The 22,500-nt window shown below is 60.8% G+C and carries 20 protein-coding genes; 8 read left to right on the top strand and 12 right to left on the bottom strand.

What is annotated here, in order from left to right; translation table 11 throughout:
- Positions 1–166: 166 nt before the first annotated feature.
- From RO069_RS04550 to RO069_RS04530, 5 genes are all read right to left on the bottom strand, one after another.
- Positions 167–682, bottom strand: coding sequence for a hypothetical protein (locus RO069_RS04550; protein ID WP_328185542.1), 516 nt, complete (start codon positions 680–682; stop codon positions 167–169).
- A gap of 150 nt (positions 683–832) precedes the next feature.
- Entirely contained in the window at positions 833–1,108 is a 276-nt protein-coding gene (locus tag RO069_RS04545) for a HepT-like ribonuclease domain-containing protein (RefSeq protein ID WP_328185541.1), read from the bottom strand.
- On the bottom strand, positions 1,098–1,421 hold the full coding sequence (locus RO069_RS04540; protein ID WP_328185540.1) for a nucleotidyltransferase family protein: 324 nt from the start codon (positions 1,419–1,421) through the stop codon (positions 1,098–1,100). Before RO069_RS04540 ends, RO069_RS04545 begins: the two co-directional genes overlap by 11 nt.
- 495 nt (positions 1,422–1,916) lie before the next feature.
- The gene (locus RO069_RS04535) at positions 1,917–2,240 is read right to left on the bottom strand and encodes a helix-turn-helix domain-containing protein (RefSeq protein ID WP_328185539.1); all 324 of its coding nucleotides are present in this window, start codon (positions 2,238–2,240) and stop codon (positions 1,917–1,919) included.
- The gene (locus RO069_RS04530; RefSeq protein ID WP_328185538.1) at positions 2,227–2,607 is read right to left on the bottom strand and encodes a type II toxin-antitoxin system RelE/ParE family toxin; all 381 of its coding nucleotides are present in this window, start codon (positions 2,605–2,607) and stop codon (positions 2,227–2,229) included. Before RO069_RS04530 ends, RO069_RS04535 begins: the two co-directional genes overlap by 14 nt.
- Positions 2,608–2,922: 315 nt before the next feature.
- Here RO069_RS04530 and RO069_RS04525 point away from each other — a divergent pair, with 315 nt between their 5' ends.
- The 3 genes from RO069_RS04525 to RO069_RS04515 all read left to right on the top strand — a co-directional run bounded on the left by RO069_RS04525 (position 2,923) and on the right by RO069_RS04515 (position 7,405).
- Positions 2,923–4,740: a flagellin N-terminal helical domain-containing protein gene (locus RO069_RS04525; RefSeq protein WP_328185537.1), complete on the top strand. Its 1,818-nt coding sequence runs from the start codon at positions 2,923–2,925 to the stop codon at positions 4,738–4,740.
- Positions 4,741–4,866: 126 nt separating this feature from the next.
- Complete coding sequence (locus tag RO069_RS04520; RefSeq protein ID WP_328185536.1) at positions 4,867–5,145, top strand: type II toxin-antitoxin system ParD family antitoxin; 279 nt, start codon at positions 4,867–4,869, stop codon at positions 5,143–5,145.
- A 259-nt stretch (positions 5,146–5,404) separates the two neighbouring features.
- Positions 5,405–7,405: a tetratricopeptide repeat protein gene (locus RO069_RS04515; RefSeq protein WP_328185535.1), complete on the top strand. Its 2,001-nt coding sequence runs from the start codon at positions 5,405–5,407 to the stop codon at positions 7,403–7,405.
- Between the two features lie 312 nt (positions 7,406–7,717).
- Here RO069_RS04515 and sbcB read toward each other — a convergent pair whose 3' ends face one another.
- Positions 7,718–9,163 carry an exodeoxyribonuclease I gene (sbcB, locus tag RO069_RS04510; protein WP_328185534.1) on the bottom strand — a complete coding sequence of 482 codons (1,446 nt, stop codon included), beginning with the start codon at positions 9,161–9,163 and terminating at the stop codon, positions 7,718–7,720.
- A gap of 240 nt (positions 9,164–9,403) precedes the next feature.
- On the opposite strand from sbcB, the gene RO069_RS04505 reads away from it, so the two are divergent.
- Entirely contained in the window at positions 9,404–10,438 is a 1,035-nt protein-coding gene (locus RO069_RS04505; protein WP_328185533.1) for a response regulator, read from the top strand.
- Positions 10,439–10,447: 9 nt separating this feature from the next.
- Complete coding sequence (locus RO069_RS04500) at positions 10,448–11,422, top strand: sensor domain-containing diguanylate cyclase (RefSeq protein ID WP_328185532.1); 975 nt, start codon at positions 10,448–10,450, stop codon at positions 11,420–11,422.
- On the opposite strand, the gene RO069_RS04495 is transcribed toward RO069_RS04500, so the two are convergent.
- From RO069_RS04495 to RO069_RS04475, 5 genes are all read right to left on the bottom strand, one after another.
- On the bottom strand, positions 11,405–12,505 hold the full coding sequence (locus tag RO069_RS04495; protein ID WP_328185531.1) for a tRNA-queuosine alpha-mannosyltransferase domain-containing protein: 1,101 nt from the start codon (positions 12,503–12,505) through the stop codon (positions 11,405–11,407). The two genes, RO069_RS04500 and RO069_RS04495, sit on opposite strands and share 18 nt — an antisense overlap.
- A gap of 104 nt (positions 12,506–12,609) precedes the next feature.
- The gene (locus RO069_RS04490; RefSeq protein WP_328185530.1) at positions 12,610–14,337 is read right to left on the bottom strand and encodes an alpha-amylase family glycosyl hydrolase; all 1,728 of its coding nucleotides are present in this window, start codon (positions 14,335–14,337) and stop codon (positions 12,610–12,612) included.
- Positions 14,334–15,557: a glycosyl transferase gene (locus tag RO069_RS04485; protein WP_328185529.1), complete on the bottom strand. Its 1,224-nt coding sequence runs from the start codon at positions 15,555–15,557 to the stop codon at positions 14,334–14,336. The genes RO069_RS04490 and RO069_RS04485 overlap by 4 nt, the downstream gene beginning before the upstream one ends.
- 27 nt (positions 15,558–15,584) lie before the next feature.
- Positions 15,585–16,397, bottom strand: coding sequence for an HAD-IIB family hydrolase (locus tag RO069_RS04480; RefSeq protein ID WP_328185528.1), 813 nt, complete (start codon positions 16,395–16,397; stop codon positions 15,585–15,587).
- A 5-nt stretch (positions 16,398–16,402) separates the two neighbouring features.
- Positions 16,403–17,329, bottom strand: a complete 927-nt coding sequence (locus tag RO069_RS04475) for a hypothetical protein (protein ID WP_328185527.1) — start codon at positions 17,327–17,329, stop codon at positions 16,403–16,405.
- A 126-nt stretch (positions 17,330–17,455) separates the two neighbouring features.
- Here RO069_RS04475 and RO069_RS04470 point away from each other — a divergent pair, with 126 nt between their 5' ends.
- Positions 17,456–18,916, top strand: a complete 1,461-nt coding sequence (locus RO069_RS04470) for a protein adenylyltransferase SelO (protein ID WP_328185526.1) — start codon at positions 17,456–17,458, stop codon at positions 18,914–18,916.
- 129 nt (positions 18,917–19,045) lie between these two features.
- The gene (locus tag RO069_RS04465; RefSeq protein ID WP_328185525.1) at positions 19,046–19,591 is read left to right on the top strand and encodes a hypothetical protein; all 546 of its coding nucleotides are present in this window, start codon (positions 19,046–19,048) and stop codon (positions 19,589–19,591) included.
- Between the two features lie 346 nt (positions 19,592–19,937).
- On the opposite strand, the gene RO069_RS04460 is transcribed toward RO069_RS04465, so the two are convergent.
- Positions 19,938–21,452, bottom strand: coding sequence for a fumarate hydratase (locus tag RO069_RS04460; RefSeq protein ID WP_328185524.1), 1,515 nt, complete (start codon positions 21,450–21,452; stop codon positions 19,938–19,940).
- A 243-nt stretch (positions 21,453–21,695) separates the two neighbouring features.
- Here RO069_RS04460 and RO069_RS04455 point away from each other — a divergent pair, with 243 nt between their 5' ends.
- A complete protein-coding gene (locus RO069_RS04455) occupies positions 21,696–22,469 on the top strand; it encodes an enoyl-CoA hydratase (protein ID WP_328185523.1) in 774 nt (257 codons plus the stop codon).
- Positions 22,470–22,500: the final 31 nt, after the last annotated feature.

Genomic DNA, 22,500 nt, shown 5'->3' with positions numbered 1-22,500 from the left:
CGACCTATGTCGTTATTTCATGGAAAAGGTCTGGCGCCCGTTCTCGTTGGGTTGGGAGCGCCGCCCTGTTGCAATGCTTAACGGCGCCCTGGTGAGTTCCTTTAGAAAAAATTTCAGGGGTTTTGTAAAGGAATGTTACACACCCCATTGTCCTGCTGAATAATCACTATTCATTGAAGATAGCGCCTTCACTGGGAATCTGTGGGCCACCCTCCTGCCCCAGCCAGTAGCGGTGACCCGGCGGCACCTGGCCATCCTCAGGACAGAGAAGGCGCTGGAGCCTCTGCGCGCTGTTCTCATCACCCACTTCCTTTAATCGCGCAATAAGACTCTGGTGTGAAGCCTGAACCAGCAGGACCCGTTCCATCAGAGACAGGAAAGCGTTCAGGTACAGCCGCAGGGCTTTCGAGTTTCGGTTGGTGCCGTATTTGCCGTTCGGGTCTGGCAAGTCGAACCCAGGTTCCTGACCTTCGGCAACGCCTATTGCAGCCACCAACGGGTCCAGCAGTGCATTCCGATAGCCCTGCCTCGACTCCTGTTTCTCGTCCCCATAGCGATCACGCATAACATTGGGAAAATACACCCGGCCCTGATCAACCAGAACCGATAGTGAAATCGCCAGTTCCTCAGATTGAACAATGGCCGCTGCATGATCCAGACGTTCAAAGATGGGGGCTGGCACCCTGGAATGAGGCCCCACTTGGTTGGATGGATGGAAGACGCGACCGGATGGGTCAGGAAAAGATCGTTAAACGGTTCAACGGCTGAACTATTCCGGCATCAAATCATCAAGGCGGTCCAGTAAACCCTGGAGGTTTTCCTCCACCACACCTCACACGATCACCGGGTCTACAACGGCATATCCATGGATAAGCATGTTTCTGAACCCAATCATTTTCTGATAGTCCGGAATCGATTCCCCCACTTCCGGGAACGCCTTGCAAAGCTTGTTCAACGCTTCGCCGATAATCTCGAACTGACGCTCCGTCGCTGATTGCAGAAGCTCATCATTCAGATAGTCCTGCTCATCCTTGTTCGCGGTGAAGCACTGAATCTTCAGAGCCGCCTCCCGGATGTCATAGAGGTATTTCAGAGCCTCAGTCTGCATAAAGAAGCCTCTGGCCAGCCAGGACAGAATCGCGGAAATAAGGATTGGTCAAAGAGGCCTTCGTGACCAGGTCAACAGGCCGATCAAACAACGCTTCAATATCCTGCTTCAGGCCGAAGAAGGCAGCCGCCTTCTCGCGGGCGCTCAGGTGGCCTTCAAACGTAACAAGAAAATCCAGATCACTGTCCGCACGAAAACGCCCCGTAGTGGCTGAACCAAACACGGCAAGGTAGGTGACGCGGTGCTTCTTGCATAAAGCGTCAATATCATTCGCCTTGTGCTTCAGGATGTCAGGTATGGAGTCAATTACCATGGAGATTCTCCGGCCACCGGGTTTACTGGAAGCTTATCACAGGTTTGCCGGTATGAACGGGGCCAGGATGGCGCAACAGGAACAGACAGAACTAAACTAGGATAGACACCTTCCGATAAAGAACTAAACTAGGACACGATCAACTAGGACAGGACAGACACCTTCAGAGAAAACCTCCCCGGCCCCTCTGCATCCACACCGCGCCGCCCCCAAACACCTAAGATCCGACCTTTGACCTCGGAAAACCGCGATTTCAGGCCGTCCTCAGACATATTTCTCGCTTCTCAGGTACGGCGGCACCCTGGCGTATGCCAGTTGGTGTTCGTTCCTCGCGGCCCCCTCAAAGCCAAGCAGTGGTTTCAAGGATACCGGAAACCCTCTCATGAACTGCTGCTCCGTTTGCGACCGGATGGCCTCAGCCAGATCAAACCGTGGGGCGAGTCGTTCCTTTATGTGAGCATGGCGTATCGGAGACAGGTACCGCCCTCGCTCCGGTCAGAAGAGTAAAACCTCGATGCCTTTTCGTCGGACCAGATTCAGGAGCTTCAGTGATGCGCCGGCAGGCTTCTTTTCGCCCGTTTCCCACTTCTGAACTGTTGAAACGCTCACGTTCAGAATCGCGGCAAACACCGCCTGGCTCATCTGCGCCTGTTGTCGAATCTGCTTGATATCGCTGGCCGGCAATAGAGTGTCGTCCGACTGGCACAATGCTTCATACTCTTTAAGCCGATGCTTGCTAATCAAGCGCGCCTTGCGGAGATCAGCAGCCGTGTTCTGAATTTCATCCAACAAGCGGGACCGCTGCTCAGTGGTTGCCATACTTAATCTCCGTCAATACTTCGGTTCGTAGAGCTTCACCCAGGCTCTGGTCGTCGAAGGAGAGAAAATCCCTCGCCAACTCCTGAAGGGCTCTGAGCTCTTTTTTCGAAACATTCGCTTTCTCGTTCTTGGCAAAAGCAAACAGGAAAAACCAGCGATCGCCATAATTGGTCGCAATAATCGTTCTGGCTCCACCCCTTTTGCCTTGCCCAGCTGTCGCCAGCCGCTTCTTTACCACGCCACTACCGAGATCTGCGTCAATCAGTCCGGCAGCCATCTCAGTAACCGCTTGGCGTAATACGTCGTCGGTCAGGTGATGTTTGCGCATCCAACGCGAGAACGCTCTTGTTCTGAAGATCCTTATCATGAACTAACTATATCACTGAGTGGCATACCGAGGAAGGTTCAATAGACAGAGCATTAATCTGAATGCCCGAAACATTGGCTGAAAAAGCGGCAATCCGTTTCCCTTTGCCGCGCCAGGTTCCTGGCAACCAACGCGCCAGCACCACCATGCCAATCCACAAAAAATTTATTTAAAACAGATCACTAACAACGCACACAAAAAACTGGCACACCCTTCGCTTAAGCTCCTGCAACACGGCAATTCAACGAATTTGCGCCGGCAATGGTTTCCGCTCTCGGGGCCATGCTCCGGCATCTCTGAGCAGGGAGAAGGGTTATGCCTCAGATCATCAACACCAATATTGCGTCGCTGAATGCGCAGCGCAACCTGAATGCATCACAGGGCGAAGCCAATACGGCTCTTGAGCGGCTGTCATCCGGTCTGCGGATCAACTCTGCCAAAGACGATGCTGCCGGCCTGGCTATTTCCACCCGATTCGAATCGCAGATCACCGGCCTGAACATGGCCCAGCGAAATGCCAATGACGGCATCTCTCTGGCCCAGACCGCTGAAGGGGCGCTGGATGAGGTGACCAAGAACCTGCAGCGGATTCGTGAGCTGGCGGTTCAGTCCGCCAACGCCACCAACAGCCTGTCCGACCGCCAGGCCCTGAACCAGGAAGTTCAGCAGCGGATTGCGGAAATTGATCGAATCGCCGCTCAAACCAGCTTTAACGGGCTGAAAGTGCTGGATGGCACCTTGGGCGAGCAGACCTTCCAGGTAGGAGCCAACTCCGGTGAGACCATCGGCGTCTCCGGGTTGGATGCCAAGGGGAATATGTTAGGTGGTGTACTTGCACAGACCAACGGATTCGCCAATTTCCCTGTTTCAGAGACTGAAGCCGTTTCGGACGTTAACGGCCTTGACTTCGGGACTTCAGATGTCGCTTTCGAAGGCACCATCAATGGAGAGCCAATCTCCGTCACCGCCGCCGGTTTTGCGGACGCCGGTGAACTGGCCGACGCCCTTAATACCCAGCTGTCCTCCAACTCAGAGTTTGACGGCATCCGCGTGGAAGCCGACGGTACCGATATCATCTGGAGCAACGGAACTGCCGGAGCGCTCGATGTAGAGGGGGCTTTTTATGACGCAACGGCTCAGACAGCGGTAACGGGAACTGATATCGATGACCTGGCAAATGGAGTTTCTTCAGAAGTCGGTGTCGACACGACCACCCTCAACAATCTTGGAGCGGGTGTCGAAATAACATTTGACTTGGATGATAACAACGGCACCACCGCGTCCGCCACGATTACTGTAGGACCAGGCGCCAACACTCCAGAGGACATCGCACAGGCGATTCAGGACCAGCTTCCGACCGGCTTTGAGGACTTGTCCGTCGAAGCCATTAATGATGATTTCGTGTTTACAAACAATGCCACTGACGGAACCGAGTTTGATATTGCGAACTTCTCGCTCACGGAGCAGGGCAATGCGGTAAATGCCCCTGGGGCCATTGAGGAAGGCTCAACCATTGCTTCCCGTTTCGCCTCGGGCAACGTTGACGACGCCCTGAATTTCGACGTGGAGGTCAACGGCACTGCTATCAACGTCGAGGAAGCGACCTCCCTTAACGATATCATTGCCCAGATCAATGCCCAGAGCGGCGAAACCGGTGTCAAAGCCAATCTGAACTCTGATAACGATGACATCATCTTTTCGTCACAGTTCGACGAACCTTTTGAGGTGAGCATTACTTCACCCCAGATTCTGGACGACGCCACACCCGCGGCGCCTGTCCAACTGGTGGACATCGAAACCGACGAAGACAATGTAGTCACCATGCGCCAGATCGATATTTCCACCCGGGATGGTTCGGAAGAGGCCCTGGTCGCAGTCGACTATGCCTTCGACAAGATCAACGGATTCCGGGCGGAACTCGGCGCCATTCAGAATCGTTTCGAGTCCACTATTGCAAACCTGGCGACCACGTCGGAGAACCTGTCCGCCTCCAACAGCCGCATCCGCGACGCTGACTTCGCAGCAGAAACGGCGGAACTGGCCCGCACCCAGGTACTGCAGCAGGCTGGCCTGTCGGTGCTGTCCCAGGCCAACGCCCGACCGCAGCAGGTGTTGCAGTTGCTGCAGGGTTAAACCTGAAAGCGGTACAGAAACGGTCGGCATTTGCCGGCCGTTTTTTGCTTTTACCTCCTGATCTTGCCAATCCCCCTTTCCTAAGCCAGACTATTGTAAGACTATTTCTTACATCGGAGGTCTGTCATGGCCCGCACCATTACCATCGACCCTGGCGCTGAGCTTACCGATTTCATTGCCACACTCGTGGAATCAGGCCGCTACAAAACCACCAGCGAGGTGATTCGCGCCGGTTTGCGTCTGTTACAGGAAGATCTTGCCGCTTCCAAGCTTGAGCAGCTCAGGCAACTCATTGAGGAAGGAGAACGAAGCGGTATCGCAAAAGAATGGAATGTGGATGAATTTCTCTCACGGATGAAGGCAACTGATGGCGAACAGGACGTTCAGGCTAGAACCGGCAGCTGATGCCGATCTGGTCAGCATTTTTCATTACACCTCCCAGAAATCGGGCCTCACAGACCATCCGGTTCGATCTCACATCATTTTTTACCGCCCGACGGACTGTGGCGTAATGGTCCTTCGCGTATTGCATAAAGCAATGGACTATCCCCGGCATTTCTAAAACTGGCACACCCTTCGCAACACCTCACAAAACACGGCAAAAAGCCGTCAAAACTGCAGATCCTTGCCGCCCCTTGCCGCGGCCCGGTTGATGAGGTGTTCCATGCAAGCACAACACAATGTTCAGGTTTCCGACTCCCGGAAAGCCGAGGTCGCCCGGCTGTTGCTGGAAGCCAACCAGGCCTATGGCGAGTCCAACCATCCACAGCGCCGCTACCTTGAGCGCCTGAGGGCCCGGCAGGCGTGCCGTGAGCTGTTGACCCGGGCGTTGGCCATGGAGCCGGACCACGCTGCCGGTATTGGCCTGCTTGGCCGGGTGGCCATGGACGAGGGCGAGCTGGACCGGGCGGCGGAGCTGTTTGAGCAGAGCCTGAAGATCCAGCCGGAGCAGCCCCAACAATACTGCAACCTGGGCTACTGGGCCCTGAAGGCGGAGCGTCCCGCCCGGGCGGAAGGCTACTTCCAGCAGGCCCTGGAGCTGGACCGGCAATCCGCCGCCGCTTTCTGCGGCGTGGCCCATGCCAAACGGGAGCAGGGCCAGTTCGACGTGGCCTACCTGCATTACCGCAAGCTGATCCAGCTCGGCCTGGGCTGGCCTTCCGTTTACAGCGGGATGCTCAAGTGCGCGGCACGGATTGATGTCCACCAGGCGGATACGGACCTGGCGCTGGACGCCATTGCCCTGCTGCGCCGGGACGAGCTGCCCCACCAGGAGATTGGACGTTTCTGCGCCGCCATCCTGCGTCAGCAATATGACCTGGACAACCCCAATGCCGAAGTCTTCCTGGATGCCGCAGCGGAGGACGAGCTGTTGATCCTGGCCCTGGACCGGACGTTGATGCCGGACCCGGCCATTGAGGAACTGGTAACACTGCTACGCCGGGCCATCATTGCCGAGGTCGCCCAGACCGTCTCCCTGCGTGACGATTTACAGGTGCTGACCCTCGCCATCGCCCGCTATGTGGATCGCACCGGGTATGCCCTGGCCGCAGAAGCGGACGAGGAAAACCTCGTAGAGACGATCAATACCAGCATAACCGCCCAGCTCGCCATGGCGGAGCCCCTGGAAGCCCTGGTGGGCAGCGTGATGATCAGCACCATGTACGGTGCCCTGTTCCACCAGGACTTTGCAGCGCAGTTGGGCCAGTGGTCCCTGACCGATTGGCCCGCCGGCATGCAGCCGGTGATGGCCGCCAGCTATTATGACCGGGCCCTGGACGAGTCCATCAAGCAGAACTTCGAGGAAAAGACCGAGGAACTGACCCTGGCCCGTACCGACGTACCCCAGGCCTGGCCCAGCTGGAATCACCTCGCCTACCATGCTGAAACCAGCCTCAAGGCCATCATGACCCAGGAACTGGGCATGGATACCAGCGCCCTGCCCGGCACCCTGCGGATGATGATCTGCGGCGCCCAGTCCGGCCAGCGGGCGCTGGAACTGGCCCACTACCTGGACGATGTGGAAATCATTGCGGTGGACGAGTCCCTGGCCAATGTGGCGACGGCTACCCGCCGGTGCGAGGAACTGGGGCTGAACAATATCGTCTTCTGGCCCTGGTCCGTGGCCCGTCGATTCGTGGCGGATGGCCACAAGGTCCACTGGATCGAGATGGGACGGCTGCCATCACCGGCCATGGGAGACCTGTCACTGGCCGCCCTGGTGAGCGACGCCGCGACCCAGGGTGCCGTGGTGCACATGCACACGGCGGTCGCCGAACAGACGAAGGGCGATGCCCAGATCCGCCAGCTTGTGGAGGCCCACAAGCTCCAGCCCACCCGCGACAATCTCCGCCGGCTCCGGCGCATGGCCCTGAACAACCGCCAGGATCCACTGTGGCAGGACCTGCTCCAGGAGGAAGACTTCTACGGCCTGGGTGGCTGCCGTGACCGTTGGTTCCGGCCCCAGGACATCAACCAGCTCAAGGACCTGATGGGGCTGGTGAGTAACGAGGTGGAATGGAAACTGCTGAAGGCCCGCGACCAGGACGGCCACAGCCTGGCCCTGGCACCGGTGGCCCGGCAGGTTCGTGCCGAGGCCCTGGGCAGCCAGGTGCAGAGCCTGGTCGGGCAGCCGCTGTCGGTCTACTTTGTGCGGAGGCGTTGAAGCCCTATCACGGAAATAGCGCCGAATATCCCTCTCCCCTGGCGGGAGAGGGGCTAAACCTCCGGATCCGGCGGCTTACATTCCCTCTCCCCACTGAGGGAGAGGGCCGGGGAGAGGGGGAGCGCCCGCCAGGGCGCCCGAAGCCAAGCTTGAGAGTTGGAGTCTCCCCCCTCTCCCCAACCCCCGCTCCGCGCCCCGGCCCTTGTCCATAGGCCAAGGGCGTTCAGGGGGACGAAGCGATGCTTCGCTTTACCCCCTTCACCCCTCCAGGGGAGAGGGGCTACTAACGTCCAGCCCCCAAATACCGGTCAATCAGAAATATGGCATGATCGATTCCCCATAGAGGTGCAGGTCCTCCAGGATCTGCATTTTCTCCGGGGGTAGATCAGGTGACTGAGCCAACCTCTGCAATTCCAGACCAAACGCCTCCATCGACAGCCAGCCCTTGCCCGGCTCCATCAAACGTTTCTGTCGGAAGCTCTCCCAACGCTCACGCTCCTCATCAATCAAGGTATCCGGGAAGTTACGGGCCCGGTAGCGGAACAGCATTTCCTGCAGGCGCGGGTCGTCGAAGCGTTCATTCACCTCCGCCAGCTGTTCCGGGGGCTGGCTGATGATCCAGTTGAGCCGCTTACGGTCGGTGTCGCCGATAAACCCGCCCGCATAGAGTTGCTCATCCGGGTCCGTCAGGTCACTTTCCGGCTGCTTGCCAAACGCCTCGGCAATCTTCTGTGGGAGCCCCTCCGCCGCCCGCAGGGTGGCCAGGTTTTGTCGCAGGGTGTCGCCGTCCAGTTCCAGTTGCTCCAGACGCTCCGGGCTGAGGCTCTTCAGCATGGTTCCCGGCGCCAGTACCGGGCACTTGTTCACCTGCACGCCCTTGAGCGGGAAGCGGGCGACGCCTTCTCCAAGCTCCGCCTGCGACGTAAACACCCGCTCACGGATTTCCTCCGCGGTGGCATTGATCAGCTCCGACGGATCCTCCCGCAGGTCGTAGACAATGACCTGATTCCTGTTGGTGGGATGCTCCGCCACCGGCGCCACCATGGCACAGCAGCCCCGGCTGGCGGGAAACTTCGAGGACACATGGAATACGGGCTTCATGGTAGCGGTGTCGAGCATGGCCCGGGCGGAGTGCTTGTCCTTGTTGTTGAGGACAAAATCGAACAGCTTCGGCTGTTTTTCCCGGATCAGCTTCGCCAGGGCAATGGTGGCTTCCACATCGGACATGGCATCGTGGGCCGCCTCATGGGCGATGCCGTTGGCGGCGGTCAGTTCCTCCAGCCGGAAGCTGGGGCTGCCGTCTTCCTTGCGTGGCCATTCGATACCTTCCGGGCGCAAGGCATAGGTCAGGCGAACCATGTCGATGATGTCCCAGCGGGAATTGCCGTTCTGCCACTCCCGGGCATAGGGATCCCGCAGGTTGCGGTAGAGGGTGTGGCGGGTGACCTCATCATCAAACCGCAGGCTGTTGTAGCCCACCGCACAGGTCCCCGGCTGGCTGAACGCCTCGTTGATCCTGGCGATGAATTCCGCCTCCGGAAGCCCGTTCTCCAGGGCCTTCTGGGGCGTAATGCCGGTGATCAGGCAGGCCTCGGGGTTGGGCAGGTAGTCGTCCGACGGCTTGCAATAGATGACCAGGGGGTCTTCGATAATATTGAGGTCGGCGTCAGTACGGACACCGGCAAACTGGGAGGGCCGGTCATGGATGGGGTCTGCGCCGAAGGTTTCGTAGTCATGCCAGTAGAAAGAGCGAATCACGCCTGGGCTCCGGATTGTCCATTCGAAGCACGCAGTGTACCAGTTTCCCCGAAGGGATCTGTAACCAGCAGGGCACCGACCATTCCTTTTGCCGCTCAGGTTTTGCAGGCTTTAACGGTTGATCGGTTATCTGACGATCAATTGCCTGTATCATATGCACATACTCCAGGCCGGTTCCACCCATGGTCACGGATCGGTCGAACAACCTCCATTCAGCCCTTGTGGCGAGCCTGATTTCCTATGCAAACCCGCATCCTCATCTGTGATGATTCGGCGATGGCCCGCAAGCAGATGGCCAGGGCCCTGCCCCAGGACTGGAACACCGAACTGCTGTACGCCGGCAATGGGCTCGAAGCGCTGGGCCTGATTCGCCAGGGCCAGGCCGACCTGTTGCTGTTGGACCTGAACATGCCGGACATGGATGGGTACCAGGTGCTTGAGGTGATCCGCCAGGAGGATCTGCCGGTGATGACCCTGGTGGTGTCCGGCGATATCCAGCCGGAAGCCCGTAAACGGGTGATCTCCCAGGGCGCCATCGACTTCCTGAAGAAACCGGTCAAACCTGCCCAGGTGGCCGCACTGCTGGAACAGTTCGGACTCTATCAGCCGAATCCCTCCGCCCCCCAACCTGATAGCCAGGGGGCTGGCGACGGAGCCCCGTTCAGCGTCGGCCTGTCCGACTTCCTGCAGGAGGTGGCCAATGTCGCCATGGGCCAGGCCGCCGACCTGCTGGCGCGACTGCTGGACACTTTCGTCCGGCTGCCGGTACCGAGGATCACCACGGTCTATCGCAGCGAACTGAGCATGGTGCTCACGGCATCGGCCCAGCAGCAGGACACCTATTCCGCCGTATGCCAGGGCTTTACCGGTGCCGGCCTGGCGGGGGAGGCATTGCTGCTGTTCTCGGACTCCAGCGTCAAGGACATGGCGCGCCTGCTCGGCTACGACGATGTCGACGCCGAAACCGTGGAGGTAGAGGTGCTGATGGATATGTCCAGCATCCTGTTCGGGGCCTTCCTGCGGGGTGTCGGGGAGCAGATGGACATCCACCTGGGCCTCGGTCAGCCCATGGTACTGGGCCGCCACCGCCGGGTGGACCATTTGGTGGAACACCACAACCGGCGCCAGGAAAAGCTGATGTGCGTGGAAATCCCCTACCGGCTGGAGGGTTACGATATCCGCTGCGACCTGCTGGTTTTCCTGACTGAGGAGTCCATTAACCAGCTTGAAACCAACCTGCCGTTCCTGGTGGGTGGCGAAGGAGAAGAATTATGAAGGGGCATCATGGCTGACGAATCCGAGGCAACCGGCTACCACGCCATGGTCACGCTGCTGGAATCCATCGAGGTGGGACTGGTTGTGATCGACCTTGATTACCGCGTCAAGGTCTGGAACGGTTTTATGGAAAACCACAGTGGTGTTACCTCAAGCCGTATCAAGGGCCAGGTGCTTTTTGACCTGTTTCCGGAGTTGCCCCGAAGCTGGCTCGAGCGCAAGGTGCAGTCTGTCGTCACCCTGAATACCCGCACCTTTACATCCTGGGAGCAGCGCCCGTACCTGTTCCAGTTCCGCAACACCCGGCCGGTGACCGGCACCGAAGAGTTCATGTTCCAGAACCTGACCATAAGCCCGCTCACGGGCACGGATGGTAAGGTCTCCCAGGTCTGCCTGATGGTCTACGACGTCACCGATGTGGCCACGGGACGCAAGGCCCTGGAACATGCCAACGCACAGCTGGAACGGCTCAGCTCCACCGACCGGCTCACCGGCCTGCTCAACCGTGGCACCTGGGAGAACCTGCTGGACGCCGAGTTCGAACGTTATCGTCGCTACGGTCACAACACGGTGCTGGCCATGTTCGATATCGACCATTTCAAGGCCATCAACGATACCCATGGCCACCTGATCGGCGACGAAGTCATCCGGGAGGTGGCGCGCATCACCCGGGGATCCCTGCGCCAGGCGGACCGCCCCGGGCGCTACGGCGGCGAGGAATTCGGCATTATCCTGCCGGAAACCGATATCGACGGCGCCCTGATCATCTGCGAGCACATCCGCGAGACCATCGCCGGGCGGGATTTCGACACGGACAACGGTACCATTCGCTGCACCATCAGCATGGGGCTGGTGCAGCTTGATACCGGCCCGGACAATTACATGGCGTGGCTGCAACAGGCGGACACTGCCCTCTACCAGGCCAAGAAAGGCGGCCGGAACCAGAGCGTGGTGGTACCCGCCGACCTATCGCGGGAGAGCTGACACCTCATTGACATGCCGGCGGTATTCCCCGACCAGCCGGGAGAGCCGCCATGGGTCCGGGCTGACGACTGCGGGCCGTTGATGCAGCAGGGTCTGCAGACAATCAGCAGCGCCAGCTGCCTCGGCGGCGGCGTCATCCTCATGGCTTGGGTAGCATTGAGACGCCGGCACGTATTCCGGGTAGGCAAGGCGGTGAGGCGCCAGCGCCAGGCAGCCGGATGCCATGGCCTCCAGCATGGCCAGCCCCTGGAAGTCGTGGGTGGCGGTGCTGACCACGATATCGGCACTGGCCAGTAATCGATCGTAGTCCTCACGCCGGTCCTGGAAGCCCCAGTGCACCAGGTTGTCCCCAAATTCTTCCTGGATACGGTCAAAGGCCGGCGGCTGGCGGCGAAACTGCTCCCCCACCACACTCAGCCGGAACGGCTGTTGCCGCCGCTTCAGTTCCCGCAACAGGTCGAGCAGGCGTTCCGGCCCCTTGTCATACTCCCAACGATGGTTCCACAGCAGGTGGGGACAATCCAGGTCCGGTGGCGATGATCGGGGCACAAACAGCCGGTCCTCAATGGGAACCGGCAATACGTGGGACTTCTCGCGGATGCTGTTGGTCATATCCGGCGGCAGCCGGTCCGGCATACGGTCGATAAACCGGTAGGCGCCATCCAGGAAACTGGCCCGGTTCCACGCGCTGTTGAACAGTACCCGGTCGGCGGCCAGGGCGCTGTAGAGGTTGACCATGGCCGGTTCGGCACTGGAATGCTGGCGTCCGGAATCCGGGTAGGCAAACTGGTTCTCATGCATATACAGCAGGACCGGCGTCCGGGCCAGGCCCGGGTTCAGTCCCCGGAGCGTGGCCAGGTCCACCATGGAGGTGGCGATGATCAGGTCCCAGGATTCCTGCAGCAACGGCTCCCCGAGCCAGCTCAGGGGATTGCCGCGAATCCGCCAGCGGAAGAACCGGGGTGGCAGGGCCAGCGTGTGCCAGTGACAGTCCGGCAGGGCCGCCACCAACTGCTCACGCCAGCGCCGGTGGCTGCCGGCGTCGTAGCCGGACAGCAACAGGATGCGTTTTGGATCTGCCATAACCGGGCCTGTCTTTATCAGTCGCGCCCCAGTGTATTCATCCTGGCATTAAATGTCCCGCCCCGAACGACGCATCCACCCCGGAGTCATCCATTGGCCGACTCCTACTGGTTAGACAGCCAAACAGCCTGGTAGGGCTTCAGGGTCAGGCATCCGGACAGGTCATCAATACGCTCACCACCGATCAGGTCATGCCACTGGTCGGTTCCGATCAGGTTGATATCCGCCAGGGACACCTGCTGCACCTCGTCGGTGATGTTGTGGATGCAGAAAATGGACTGGTCCCGGCGCATGCTCTGCCGCCAGAACCCGAAGATCTTCAGTCCCAGGTGCAGGGTGAACTGGGTGGCATTGGGATGGAACGCCGGCTGGCTCCGCCGTATGTGGATCAGGCGACTCAGTTCGGTGAACACCTTGCTGTGATGACTCAGCGGATTATCCAGCTCGTTCTCGAGCACATCCAGTTGCCACTGCCCCCGGTTAATGGACCGTAGGCGTCCGGTATGTTCCATACGGGCGTGGTCGTTGCCGGTTCCCAGCAGGCTGTGGATGTAAAAGGCGGGAATACCCTCCAGGGCCAGCATGATGGTGTGGGCGCACAGGAAACGCTGCAGTTGCCACTGGTCCGGGCCCTGCACCTCGGTGCCCTTGAGGGCGTCCCATAGGGAGATGTTGATCTCATAGGGCTGGCTGTCGCCATTGCCCAGGCGCCGGTAGGAGATCCTGCCGCCGAAGGTTTCCATGCAGCGGATCAGCGCCGCCTTTTCTTCCTCTGTCAGCAAGCCATCGGTGGGTCGCATGCCCACCCCGTCGTGGGACGCGATGAAGTTCAGGTAGGTGGTGCCCATCTGGGCCGGCGGCATGCTCATCAGCCAGGTTTTCAGGTGACGGCTGTTGCCGCTGACTAGGGTGTTGATCAGCAGCGGCGGCAACGAGAAGTTGTAGATGACATGGGCCTCGTTGGCGTTGCCGAAGTAGGTCAGGTTTTCCCGGTTGGGCACGTTGGTTTCGGTGATCAGGATGGCATCCGGGGTGTGGTGTTCCACCAGCAGGCGGAGGATCTTGATCAGCTCATGGGTCTGCTGCAGGTGGATGCAGGAGGTTCCCGGCTCCTTCCACAGGTAGGCTACCGCATCGAGGCGGAAGATGCGCACGCCCTGCTCCAGGTAGAAGCGGATAATTCCCACGAATTCGATCAGCACCTGAGGATTGGCGAAGTTCAGGTCCACCTGGTCCTCACTGAAGGTGCACCAGACATGGCGTTCACCGTCCTCGGTCTGGAACGGGACCAGCAGGGGCGAGGTACGGGGGCGAACCACCTCGCTGAGATCCTGCCCCGGATCCGCCTCGAAGAAGTAATCCCGGCCCGGATGCTTCCGCCGCCGGAAGTTCTCGAACCAGCGACTGCGGGCGGACATATGGTTGATCACCAGGTCGGCCATCAGCTTGTAGCCGGAAGCGATGGCCCGAATATCCTCCCAGTCCCCCAGGGACTCGTTCACCTGGCGATAGTCCATCACCGAGAAGCCATCGTCCGAACTGTAGGGGAAGAACGGCAGAACGTGCACCGCATTGACGGTGCCCTTCAGGCAATCGTCCAGGAACCGCTTCAGCGTGTGTAGCGGCTTCTCGCCGGCGGCCTGGACCGAGTCCCCATAGGTGATCAGCAGGATGTCGGACTCATCCCAGTTATTCTGGTGAGCGGGCGGCCCGGGGCTGTCGTCCTCCAGGGCCATGGCATCCAGCAGTTCCCGGGCGAGCCAGCCGGTGTCCAGGGCGGGATAGACCTGGTCCAGCATGCCAGTCAGTTTCTGTATCAGTACGTCGGTCATGGCGCGTATTCCTGGTTATCCAGTTCCACCGCCTCCGCCATTTCCGCCATCAGGTCCGGCAGGGCGCTGACCACACGGCTCCAGCTGGGAATGAATGGCGCATCCATGGGGTTGTCCAGGAAATAGTTGCCCGCCTCCATCACGTTGCGGGCGAACATCTCCACTGCCTGCTCCTCGCTGTGACGGTCGAGGGTGAGGCCGTTGATCAGGGCATCGTTCTGGTAGGTTTCGATAAAGTCCAGGGCAATGCGGTAGTAGGTGGCCTTGATGGTGCGGAACTCCTCGGTGGACAGCACCTCGCCGTTGGTGGCCAGCTTGCGGAACAGGGCCTTGCAGATGTCCATGCTCATCTTGGACAGCCCCTTGCTCGCGTCTTCCGGCGACAGCTCCTGGTGCTTGTGATCGTAATTGTCGGCGATATCCACCTGGCACAGGCGATTGGTGGCGTAGTTGCGCCGCATCTCGGACAGTACGCCGATCTCCAGGCCCCAGTCACTGGGAATGCGCAGGTCGCTGATCACGTCCCGGCGCAAGGAGAATTCACCGGCCAGGGGATAGCGGAAGCTGTCCATATAGTCCAGGAACTCCCGCTGGCCGCACACCTTTTTCAGGGCCCTCAACAGCGGGGTGACCAGCAGGCGACTGACCCGGCCATTCATGCTGCCCTCCGCCACACGGGCGTAGTATCCCTTGCAGAACATGTAGTTGAAGGCCGGGTTGGCCACCGGGTAGATCAGCCGTGCCAGCAGGTCACGGGAATAGGTGAGGATATCGCAGTCATGGAGGGCGATGGACCGGCTACGGCCGGCGGCCAGTACGTAGCCGAAGCAGTACCAGACATTACGCCCCTTGCCCATCTCGGAGGGAGCCAACCCCTGCTCCCGCAGTTTGAGGTCAATGGCCCGCAGGCGGGGCCCATCGTTCCACAGTACCTTGACCTTCTGGGGCAACTCCGAGAAGTACTCCATGGCGTGCCGGTATTCGTCCTCACTGGCCCGGTCCAGCCCGATCACGATTTCCTCCAGGTAGGGCACGGCCTTGAGTTCTTGCACGATGTTGGCCAGGGCCGGTCCCTGCAATTCCGAATAGAGGGACGGTAACACCAGCGCCATGGGGCGGGTCTTGCTGAACCTGACCAGTTCCTGCTCCAGGTCCTCCACCGGGCGTCGGGTCAGGTTATGAAGGGTGGTGACAATACCGTTCTGGTAAAAATCCCCCATTGGGACTCTCCTTGTGGTTTCGGGTGCCTAGTCTGCGTGGTAGCCAAATCGGGAGAGCACCTCCAATACACTCCGGTTCCAGCCCGTGGGACCGGGCTCCGTGGAACGGATGACCGGATGCCCCTCGGGCAGTTCAATACGGTCGGCGTTGACGCCTGCAATGATGACTGCAAGGTCCGCGCCAGCGAGCATGTCCTGGTCGTTCAGGCTGTCTCCCAGGGCCACGGAACGCCAGGAGGTCTCCGGCGACCGCGCCCTGTATCGGCTCATCAGTTGCCGCAGGCCATCCGCCTTGTCGAACCGCCCCATGACGTGCAGGAACCGCCCTCCCTGCTGGAGTTGCAGGCCCCGGTCTGCCAGGCCCTCCCGGAAGGTCTGCAGCCGTTCGGGGGTGTCCTGCCACAGGATGGGCTCGGTCCCTATCCTGTCCCCGGCCATGGCGGCGGCCTCCCTGCTCAGGCCGGTCAAGCGGGCCAGTTCCGGCGGCGGCAGATCCGCGAACCCCGTGAAGCGATAGTCCCGGGCCCTTTGGGAAGCCAGTTCCTCCAGGATGCAGGCCCGCGATGCTCCGGCGGTGATCACCTCTTCCGGCCCATTGCCGAAATAGCCCGCCGGAATCACCATACCGGCGCCATTTTCCACAATGAACGGGTGCGTATTGTCCAATTCCCTGCGCAGGGCCTCGATTTCCGGTCGGGTCTTGCTGGAGTTGAGCACCAGTGGCAGGTCCAGTTCCGCCAGGCGTTGGAGGGCTGGGCGAGCGGGTTGCCAGTCGTAGGTATCATGGTCCAGCAGGGTGCCATCCAGGTCGCTGAAGAAGATCGGTCGGGGCTGGTCCATGCCTCTTATGCCCGTGTCAGATTGTGGTCTTCGTCCAGCTCCAGCAGGACATCCGCCCTGTCGGGCATCTCGTCCAGGCAGTGCCGGGTGATCCGCTCGTAGTGCATGATGAAGCGTTCCAGTTCCTGGTCGCCCATGATGCGCACTTCCGGTGCAGGCCGACCGCCATCCTCGCCCACTCGTGGTGCACTCAGGTATCGCTCGGCCAGCTTGCGCTCCTGTTCCGTGCGCCAGCGGGTCACCGCTTCCATGGAGGGGGCCTTGAGCATCACCAGCAGGTCCAGGCGGTCAAAAAAGGCCTGGTACGGTCCCCGCAACTGATCGTTAACGTAGGTGCGCCAATCACCGCTGCGGTCCTCGTTCGCCTCCAGTGCGTTCATGGGCCTGGCCAGCGCTGCTTCGGTCTCCGGCAGCGCTCCCAGGCACCAGCCCTCCACCAGGATGATCTCCGGGCGACCGATAAACAGCGGCCAGTTCTCCTCCGGTTCGCGGTCATCCAGGGCCTTGTTGAAGGTCGGCATGGCGGTCCGCGACCCGGCATTCGCCGCCAGCAATCGGTCGAGTACCCGGTTGCCCAGGGTCAGGTCGTGCGTGCCGGGCACACCCCGGGTCATCAGCAGCGGATCCACCTCATTCGCCAGTTTTGCCCTTTGCTCACGGGTACAGTAGATGTCATCCAGTGACAGACTGGCCGTGGGACACTTGTAGCGGTAGGCCAGCAGAACCCTCAGGAAATCCGTCAGGGTGGACTTGCCGGTACCCTGGGCCCCATGGATGCCCACCACCAGGGGTGTGTCCGCATGCCTGCTGGCCTGATAAAGTGAGAGGGCCAGGGGCTCGAGGACATCGTTTACCGTGCGCCGGTACGCCGGTGGCAACTGGTGCTGGTTCATCAGGGCTTCGAGGGCGTCATCGGTGTCGGTGTTCGGCATTGTGTTCACTCCAGCTCCTTGGTTCCACAGGGCCCGTGCAGGTTCCATACCACCGCCGTGCCCTGTCCCGGTACATCTACCTGTCCAGTATAGGAGCAGAACGGCCCCCGGCTAGGCCAATCCCATATGACTTCCTCTGATGGCATAAAGACCCGCCCACGCTATCTGGAGTTACCGGATACCTTCTTCAGCCACGTCCGGCCAACGCCGTTACGGGGCGATGTGCGACTGGTGCATTTCAATGGGGAACTGGCCCGGGAAATGGGACTGTCCGTGAACACACCGGAGGACTGGACTGATATCGGCGCCGGCCGCGCCCTGCTGGAGGGCATGAATCCGGTGGCCATGAAGTACACCGGCCACCAGTTCGGCATGTACAACCCGGACCTGGGGGATGGCCGTGGGCTGCTGCTGTGGGAAACCGAGGGCCCGGACGGTCGTATCCGGGACTGGCACCTGAAGGGGGCCGGCCAGACGCCCTACTCCCGCTTTGGGGACGGCCGGGCCGTGCTGCGTTCCACCATCCGGGAATACCTCTGTGGCGAAGCCATGCACCACCTGGGCATTCCCTCCACCCGGGGCCTGCTCCTGGTCTCCGCCACCGAACCGGTACGCCGGGAAACCCTGGAAACCGCGGCGGCGCTGGTGCGAGTGGCGGACACCCATATCCGCTTCGGCCACTTCGAGTACGCGGCCCACCACCTGGGCCCGGAGGCGGTCAGGACCCTGGCGGACCACACCATCCGCCACCATTTCCCCGGCCTGGCGGCTTTACCGGAAACCGAACGCTACCCGGCTTTCTTTACGGAAGTGGTCCGCCGCACCGCCCGCACCATCGCCCAGTGGCAGGGGGTGGGGTTCTGCCACGGGGTAATGAATTCCGACAACATGTCCATCATTGGTGACACCTTCGACTACGGGCCCTACGCCTTCCTGGACGAGTTCGATGCCCGCTACATCTGCAACCACACCGACCAGGGTGGCCGCTATGCCTACAACCGGCAGCCGGAGATCGGTTTCATCAACTGCCAGTTCCTGGCCCATGCACTGACATCGCTGCTGGATGAGGACGACCTGCGTCGGGGGATGCGGGAGTACGAGACCACCTACAACGACACCTTCATCAATCTGATGCGCCGGAAGCTGGGGCTGACTGAGCCGGACGGGAACGATATGAGCCTGATCATGGATACCTACAGCATGCTCCATGAACACGGCATCGACTACACCCGGTTCTTCCGCGGCCTGTCGACACTACCATCACAGGGACCCGGACCGGTCAGGGACCTGTTTGTGGACCGTGCTGTGGCCGATGCCTGGCTTGAGCGGTACCGGAGCCGGATCGAATCGGAAACCACATCACCGGAGGAGCGGGAGGCAGCCATGCGCCAGGTCAACCCGAAATACATCCTGCGGAACTACCTGGCCCAGAACGTCATTGACGCCGCCCAGGCCGGCGACGATGCCCCATTGGCAGAGCTGCTGGAAGTGCTCAGGCATCCCTACGACGAACAACCGCAGTTCGAGCACTACGCCGCCCTGCCTCCGGACTGGGGCAGGCGCATGGACATCAGCTGTTCCTCCTGATCGCGATTACATCTAAGGGCTATGTGGTTATCGCTAACCCTTCTCAGCCGTTCATTTAATAACCAGCCAAAGCCACTAGAATAGGAAATGCAATCATTTGGAAGTTGTCCCAACCGAGGAGGACAGGCCATGAAACGATTGTTCTATCTGGTGGATTCCATCGACAGTGTCGATGAGATCTCCGACGATGTGCATGCCAACGGCATCACCGACTGGCGCTTCCACATTATCAGCAAGGACGAAGCCGGTCTCTACCGGCATCACCTGCACACCGCCAGTGTGCTGGACCGTACCGACCTGCCGCGGTTTGTGGAGCGGGGCGTATTGATCGGCGCCGTGGCCGGTGTCCTGGTGGTCGGGATACTGTCCCTGATTGTGGGGCTGAACTTTCCCATGGGCGCCTGGATCGCCCTCTTCGCCTTCGCGGTGGTTGCTGGCGGCTGGCTGGCCGGCTTTGGCGGCATCCAGAGTGAGAATTACCGCATCCGTCGCTTCCACGACGATATCGAGGCGGGAAAGTACCTGGTCATGGTGGACGTGCCGCACCAGGATGAGGAGGAGATGAAACGCCTGATGGGCATTCGTCATCCGGAGGCTGTGCTCCAGGGTGAAGACAGCAGCTTCAACAACCCGTTTGCGGGGCTGTCACTGCACAGGAAGGCCAAGGTCCACTAGTAATCCGTCGGCACAGATTACCCCACTCTCTTGAGGGGTGGGGAGTCATATCAACGCCGGTGTCAGATCTCCGGCGCCCTTGCGGGCGCTCCCCCTCTCCCTGGCCCTCTCCCGCCAGGGGAGAGGGAATGTAAGCCTCCGAATCCGGGGATTTTAGCCCCTCTCCCCTGGAGGGAGAAGGAATGTCAGCCGCCTAATCCGGGGGGGTGAGCCCCTCTCCCCTGGAGGGAGAGGGGTTGGGGAGAGGGGGAAGACTTCCACTCCGTTGCTTGATCCCTGGCGCCCTGGGCGGGCGCCCCTCTCTCCCGCCAGGGAGAGGGAATATATGGCGCGAGCGCTGTGTAGCCTACACCGCCTTCGCGGCGATGATCTTCTCCTGCCATTCCGCCGGGCCGGTCTGGTGCACCGAGCTTCCTCGGGAATCCACGGCCACGGTGACGGGCATGTCCTCCACCTCGAACTCGTAGATGGCTTCCATACCCAGTTCCGGGAAGGCCACCACCTCGGCGTTCTTGATGGCCTTGGACACCAGGTAGGCGGAACCGCCCACCGCCATCAGGTAGACAGCCCCGAACTCGCGGATAGCGTCAATGGCCACCTGGCCACGCTCGGCCTTGCCGATCATGCCGGTGAGGCCGGTCTTCTCCAGCATGGTGTGGGTGAACTTGTCCATGCGCGTGGCGGTGGTGGGGCCTGCGGGACCGACCACTTCCTCACGTACCGGATCCACCGGACCCACGTAGTAGATGAAGCGGCCCTTCAGGTCCACCGGCAACTCCTCACCCTTGCCGATCATGTCCACCATCTTCTTGTGGGCGGCATCACGACCGGTAAGCATCTTGCCGGACAGGAGCACGGTTTCACCGGGCTGCCAGTCCTTCACGTCTTCCGGAGTCACGGTGTCCAGGTTCACCCGGCGTACGTTATCGCCCACTTCCCAGGTAATTTCCGGCCAGTCTTCCAGGCTCGGCGGGGTCTGCAGGGAGGGACCGGAACCATCCAGCACGAAATGCGCGTGACGGGTAGCGGCGCAGTTGGGAATGATGGCCACGGGCTTATTGGCGGCATGGGTCGGATAGTCCTTCACCTTCACATCCAGCACCGTGGTCAGGCCGCCCAGGCCCTGGGCGCCGATGCCCAGGTCATTGACCTTGTCGAACAGCTCCAGGCGCAGTTCCTCCGAGCGGTTGGATGCGCCACGCTCCTTCAGGTCATGGATATCGATGGGATCGAGCAGGGATTCCTTGGCCAGTTCCATGGCTTTCTCGGCAGTACCGCCGATGCCGATGCCCAGCATGCCCGGCGGGCACCAGCCGGCGCCCATCTGGGGAACCATCTTCAGCACCCAGTCCACCACCGAGTCGGACGGGTTCAGCATGGCGAACTTGGACTTGGCTTCGGAACCGCCACCCTTGGCCGCCACATGCACTTCCACGGTATCACCGGGCACCATCTTGTAGTGGATGATGGCGGGGGTGTTGTCCTTGGTGTTGCTGCGCGCGCCATCCGGGTCGGCCAGTACCGAGGCCCGCAGCACGTTGTCCGGATGGGTGTAGGCACGGCGCACGCCCTCGTTAATCACGTCATCCAGGGGCTGGTCGCACTCCAGCTTCACGTTCATGCCGATATTGACGAATACGGTGACGATACCGGTGTCCTGGCAGATGGGACGGTGGCCCTGGGCGCACATGCGGGAGTTGATCAGGATCTGCGCCATGGCATCCTTGGCCGCCTGGGACTCTTCCCTCTGGTAGGCCTCGTGCACGGCCTGGATGAAGTCCTTGGGATGATAGTAGGAGATGAACTGCAGCGCGTCCGCTACGCTCTCGATCAGGTCGTCCTGGCGGATTACGGTGGTCATAGGCGTCTCATCAGTTATCGGGTTATTCGGTTGGAGGGCTGCTGGATGCCGCTGGGAGGCGACCGCCCCGCAAAAAACGGCGCCCAGTTTACCAGCAGGGTCGGATTTTATACAGACTGGCGGTGGACGGCGCCAGTCTTTGCATCCCGTCGCTGTTATGGGGTTTAATCCCGGATCACGACGAAAGTCTAATGCACTCCCCTGGCACCCCGGTGCCCACCAGAACAGCGCAAAGGAGCCCCCGTGAGCGAACACATTTCCGTTGATATCCAGGACAAGGTCCAGATCCTCCGCCTCAACCGTCCTGACCGCAAGAATGCCATCAGCCAGGCCATGTACGCCGCCCTGGCGGATGCCATCCAGAACGCCGAGAACGACGGCAACATCCGCTGCACGCTGATTACCGGAAGCGAGGAGTGCTTTACGGCTGGCAACGACCTGTCGGACTTCGCCGCCGGCCCCGTGGGCGATTTCGAGTCCTCCCCGGTAGGCCGTTTCCTGTTCGGGCTGGCGTCGGCCGAGACTCCGGTGGTGGCGGCCGTCAACGGCCCGGCGGTGGGCATCGGCACCACCATGCTGCTGCACTGCGACCTGGTGTTCGCTGGCAACAACACGGCCTTCCAGATGCCCTTCGCCAACCTCGGGCTATGTCCGGAAGGTGGCTCCAGCCTGCTGTTGCCCACCTGGCTGGGCCGGGTGCGGGCAGCGGAGCTGCTAATGCTGGGTGGGGTCTTCGATGCCCCCAAGGCCAGTGAGATGGGGCTGATCAACCGGGTTTGCGAACCGGCGGATACCGAGGCCCAGGCCCTGCAGGCCTGCCGTCAACTGGCGGCCCAGCCGCCGGCGGCCATCCGTGCCACCCGGCGCCTGCTGAACCGGGGCTGTGCGTCCGGGCTGCGCGATGCCATGCTGGCCGAGGGAGAGCAGTTCGGTGAGCGCCTGAAGTCACCGGAAGCCGGCGAGGCCTTCAAGGCGTTCATGGAGAAGCGCAAGCCGGACTTTTCCTCGTTCTCCTGAGGACGCAAACTGACAAAAAGGCGCTGGTACC

It is taken from the genome of Marinobacter sp. OP 3.4 (genome assembly GCF_036224885.1).
In the GTDB taxonomy this organism is placed as follows: domain Bacteria; phylum Pseudomonadota; class Gammaproteobacteria; order Pseudomonadales; family Oleiphilaceae; genus Marinobacter.
The sequence above is the reverse complement of the archived record's forward strand: the minus strand, read 5'-3'. Positions and strand labels throughout refer to the sequence as shown.

Bases quoted from the DNA above. Each gene is read 5' to 3' on its own strand.
- RO069_RS04545 (WP_328185541.1), bottom strand. From the start codon at position 1,108: ATGCAGACTGAGGCTCTGAAATACCTCTATGACATCCGGGAGGCGGCT.
- RO069_RS04540 (WP_328185540.1), bottom strand. From the start codon at position 1,421: ATGGTAATTGACTCCATACCTGACATCCTGAAGCACAAGGCGAATGAT.
- RO069_RS04535 (WP_328185539.1), bottom strand. From the start codon at position 2,240: ATGGCAACCACTGAGCAGCGGTCCCGCTTGTTGGATGAAATTCAGAAC.
- RO069_RS04530 (WP_328185538.1), bottom strand. From the start codon at position 2,607: ATGATAAGGATCTTCAGAACAAGAGCGTTCTCGCGTTGGATGCGCAAA.
- RO069_RS04525 (WP_328185537.1), top strand. From the start codon at position 2,923: ATGCCTCAGATCATCAACACCAATATTGCGTCGCTGAATGCGCAGCGC.
- RO069_RS04520 (WP_328185536.1), top strand. From the start codon at position 4,867: ATGGCCCGCACCATTACCATCGACCCTGGCGCTGAGCTTACCGATTTC.
- RO069_RS04515 (WP_328185535.1), top strand. From the start codon at position 5,405: ATGCAAGCACAACACAATGTTCAGGTTTCCGACTCCCGGAAAGCCGAG.
- RO069_RS04505 (WP_328185533.1), top strand. From the start codon at position 9,404: ATGCAAACCCGCATCCTCATCTGTGATGATTCGGCGATGGCCCGCAAG.
- RO069_RS04500 (WP_328185532.1), top strand. From the start codon at position 10,448: ATGGCTGACGAATCCGAGGCAACCGGCTACCACGCCATGGTCACGCTG.
- RO069_RS04495 (WP_328185531.1), bottom strand. From the start codon at position 12,505: ATGGCAGATCCAAAACGCATCCTGTTGCTGTCCGGCTACGACGCCGGC.
- RO069_RS04490 (WP_328185530.1), bottom strand. From the start codon at position 14,337: ATGACCGACGTACTGATACAGAAACTGACTGGCATGCTGGACCAGGTC.
- RO069_RS04485 (WP_328185529.1), bottom strand. From the start codon at position 15,557: ATGGGGGATTTTTACCAGAACGGTATTGTCACCACCCTTCATAACCTG.
- RO069_RS04480 (WP_328185528.1), bottom strand. From the start codon at position 16,397: ATGGACCAGCCCCGACCGATCTTCTTCAGCGACCTGGATGGCACCCTG.
- RO069_RS04475 (WP_328185527.1), bottom strand. From the start codon at position 17,329: ATGCCGAACACCGACACCGATGACGCCCTCGAAGCCCTGATGAACCAG.
- RO069_RS04470 (WP_328185526.1), top strand. From the start codon at position 17,456: ATGACTTCCTCTGATGGCATAAAGACCCGCCCACGCTATCTGGAGTTA.
- RO069_RS04465 (WP_328185525.1), top strand. From the start codon at position 19,046: ATGAAACGATTGTTCTATCTGGTGGATTCCATCGACAGTGTCGATGAG.
- RO069_RS04460 (WP_328185524.1), bottom strand. From the start codon at position 21,452: ATGACCACCGTAATCCGCCAGGACGACCTGATCGAGAGCGTAGCGGAC.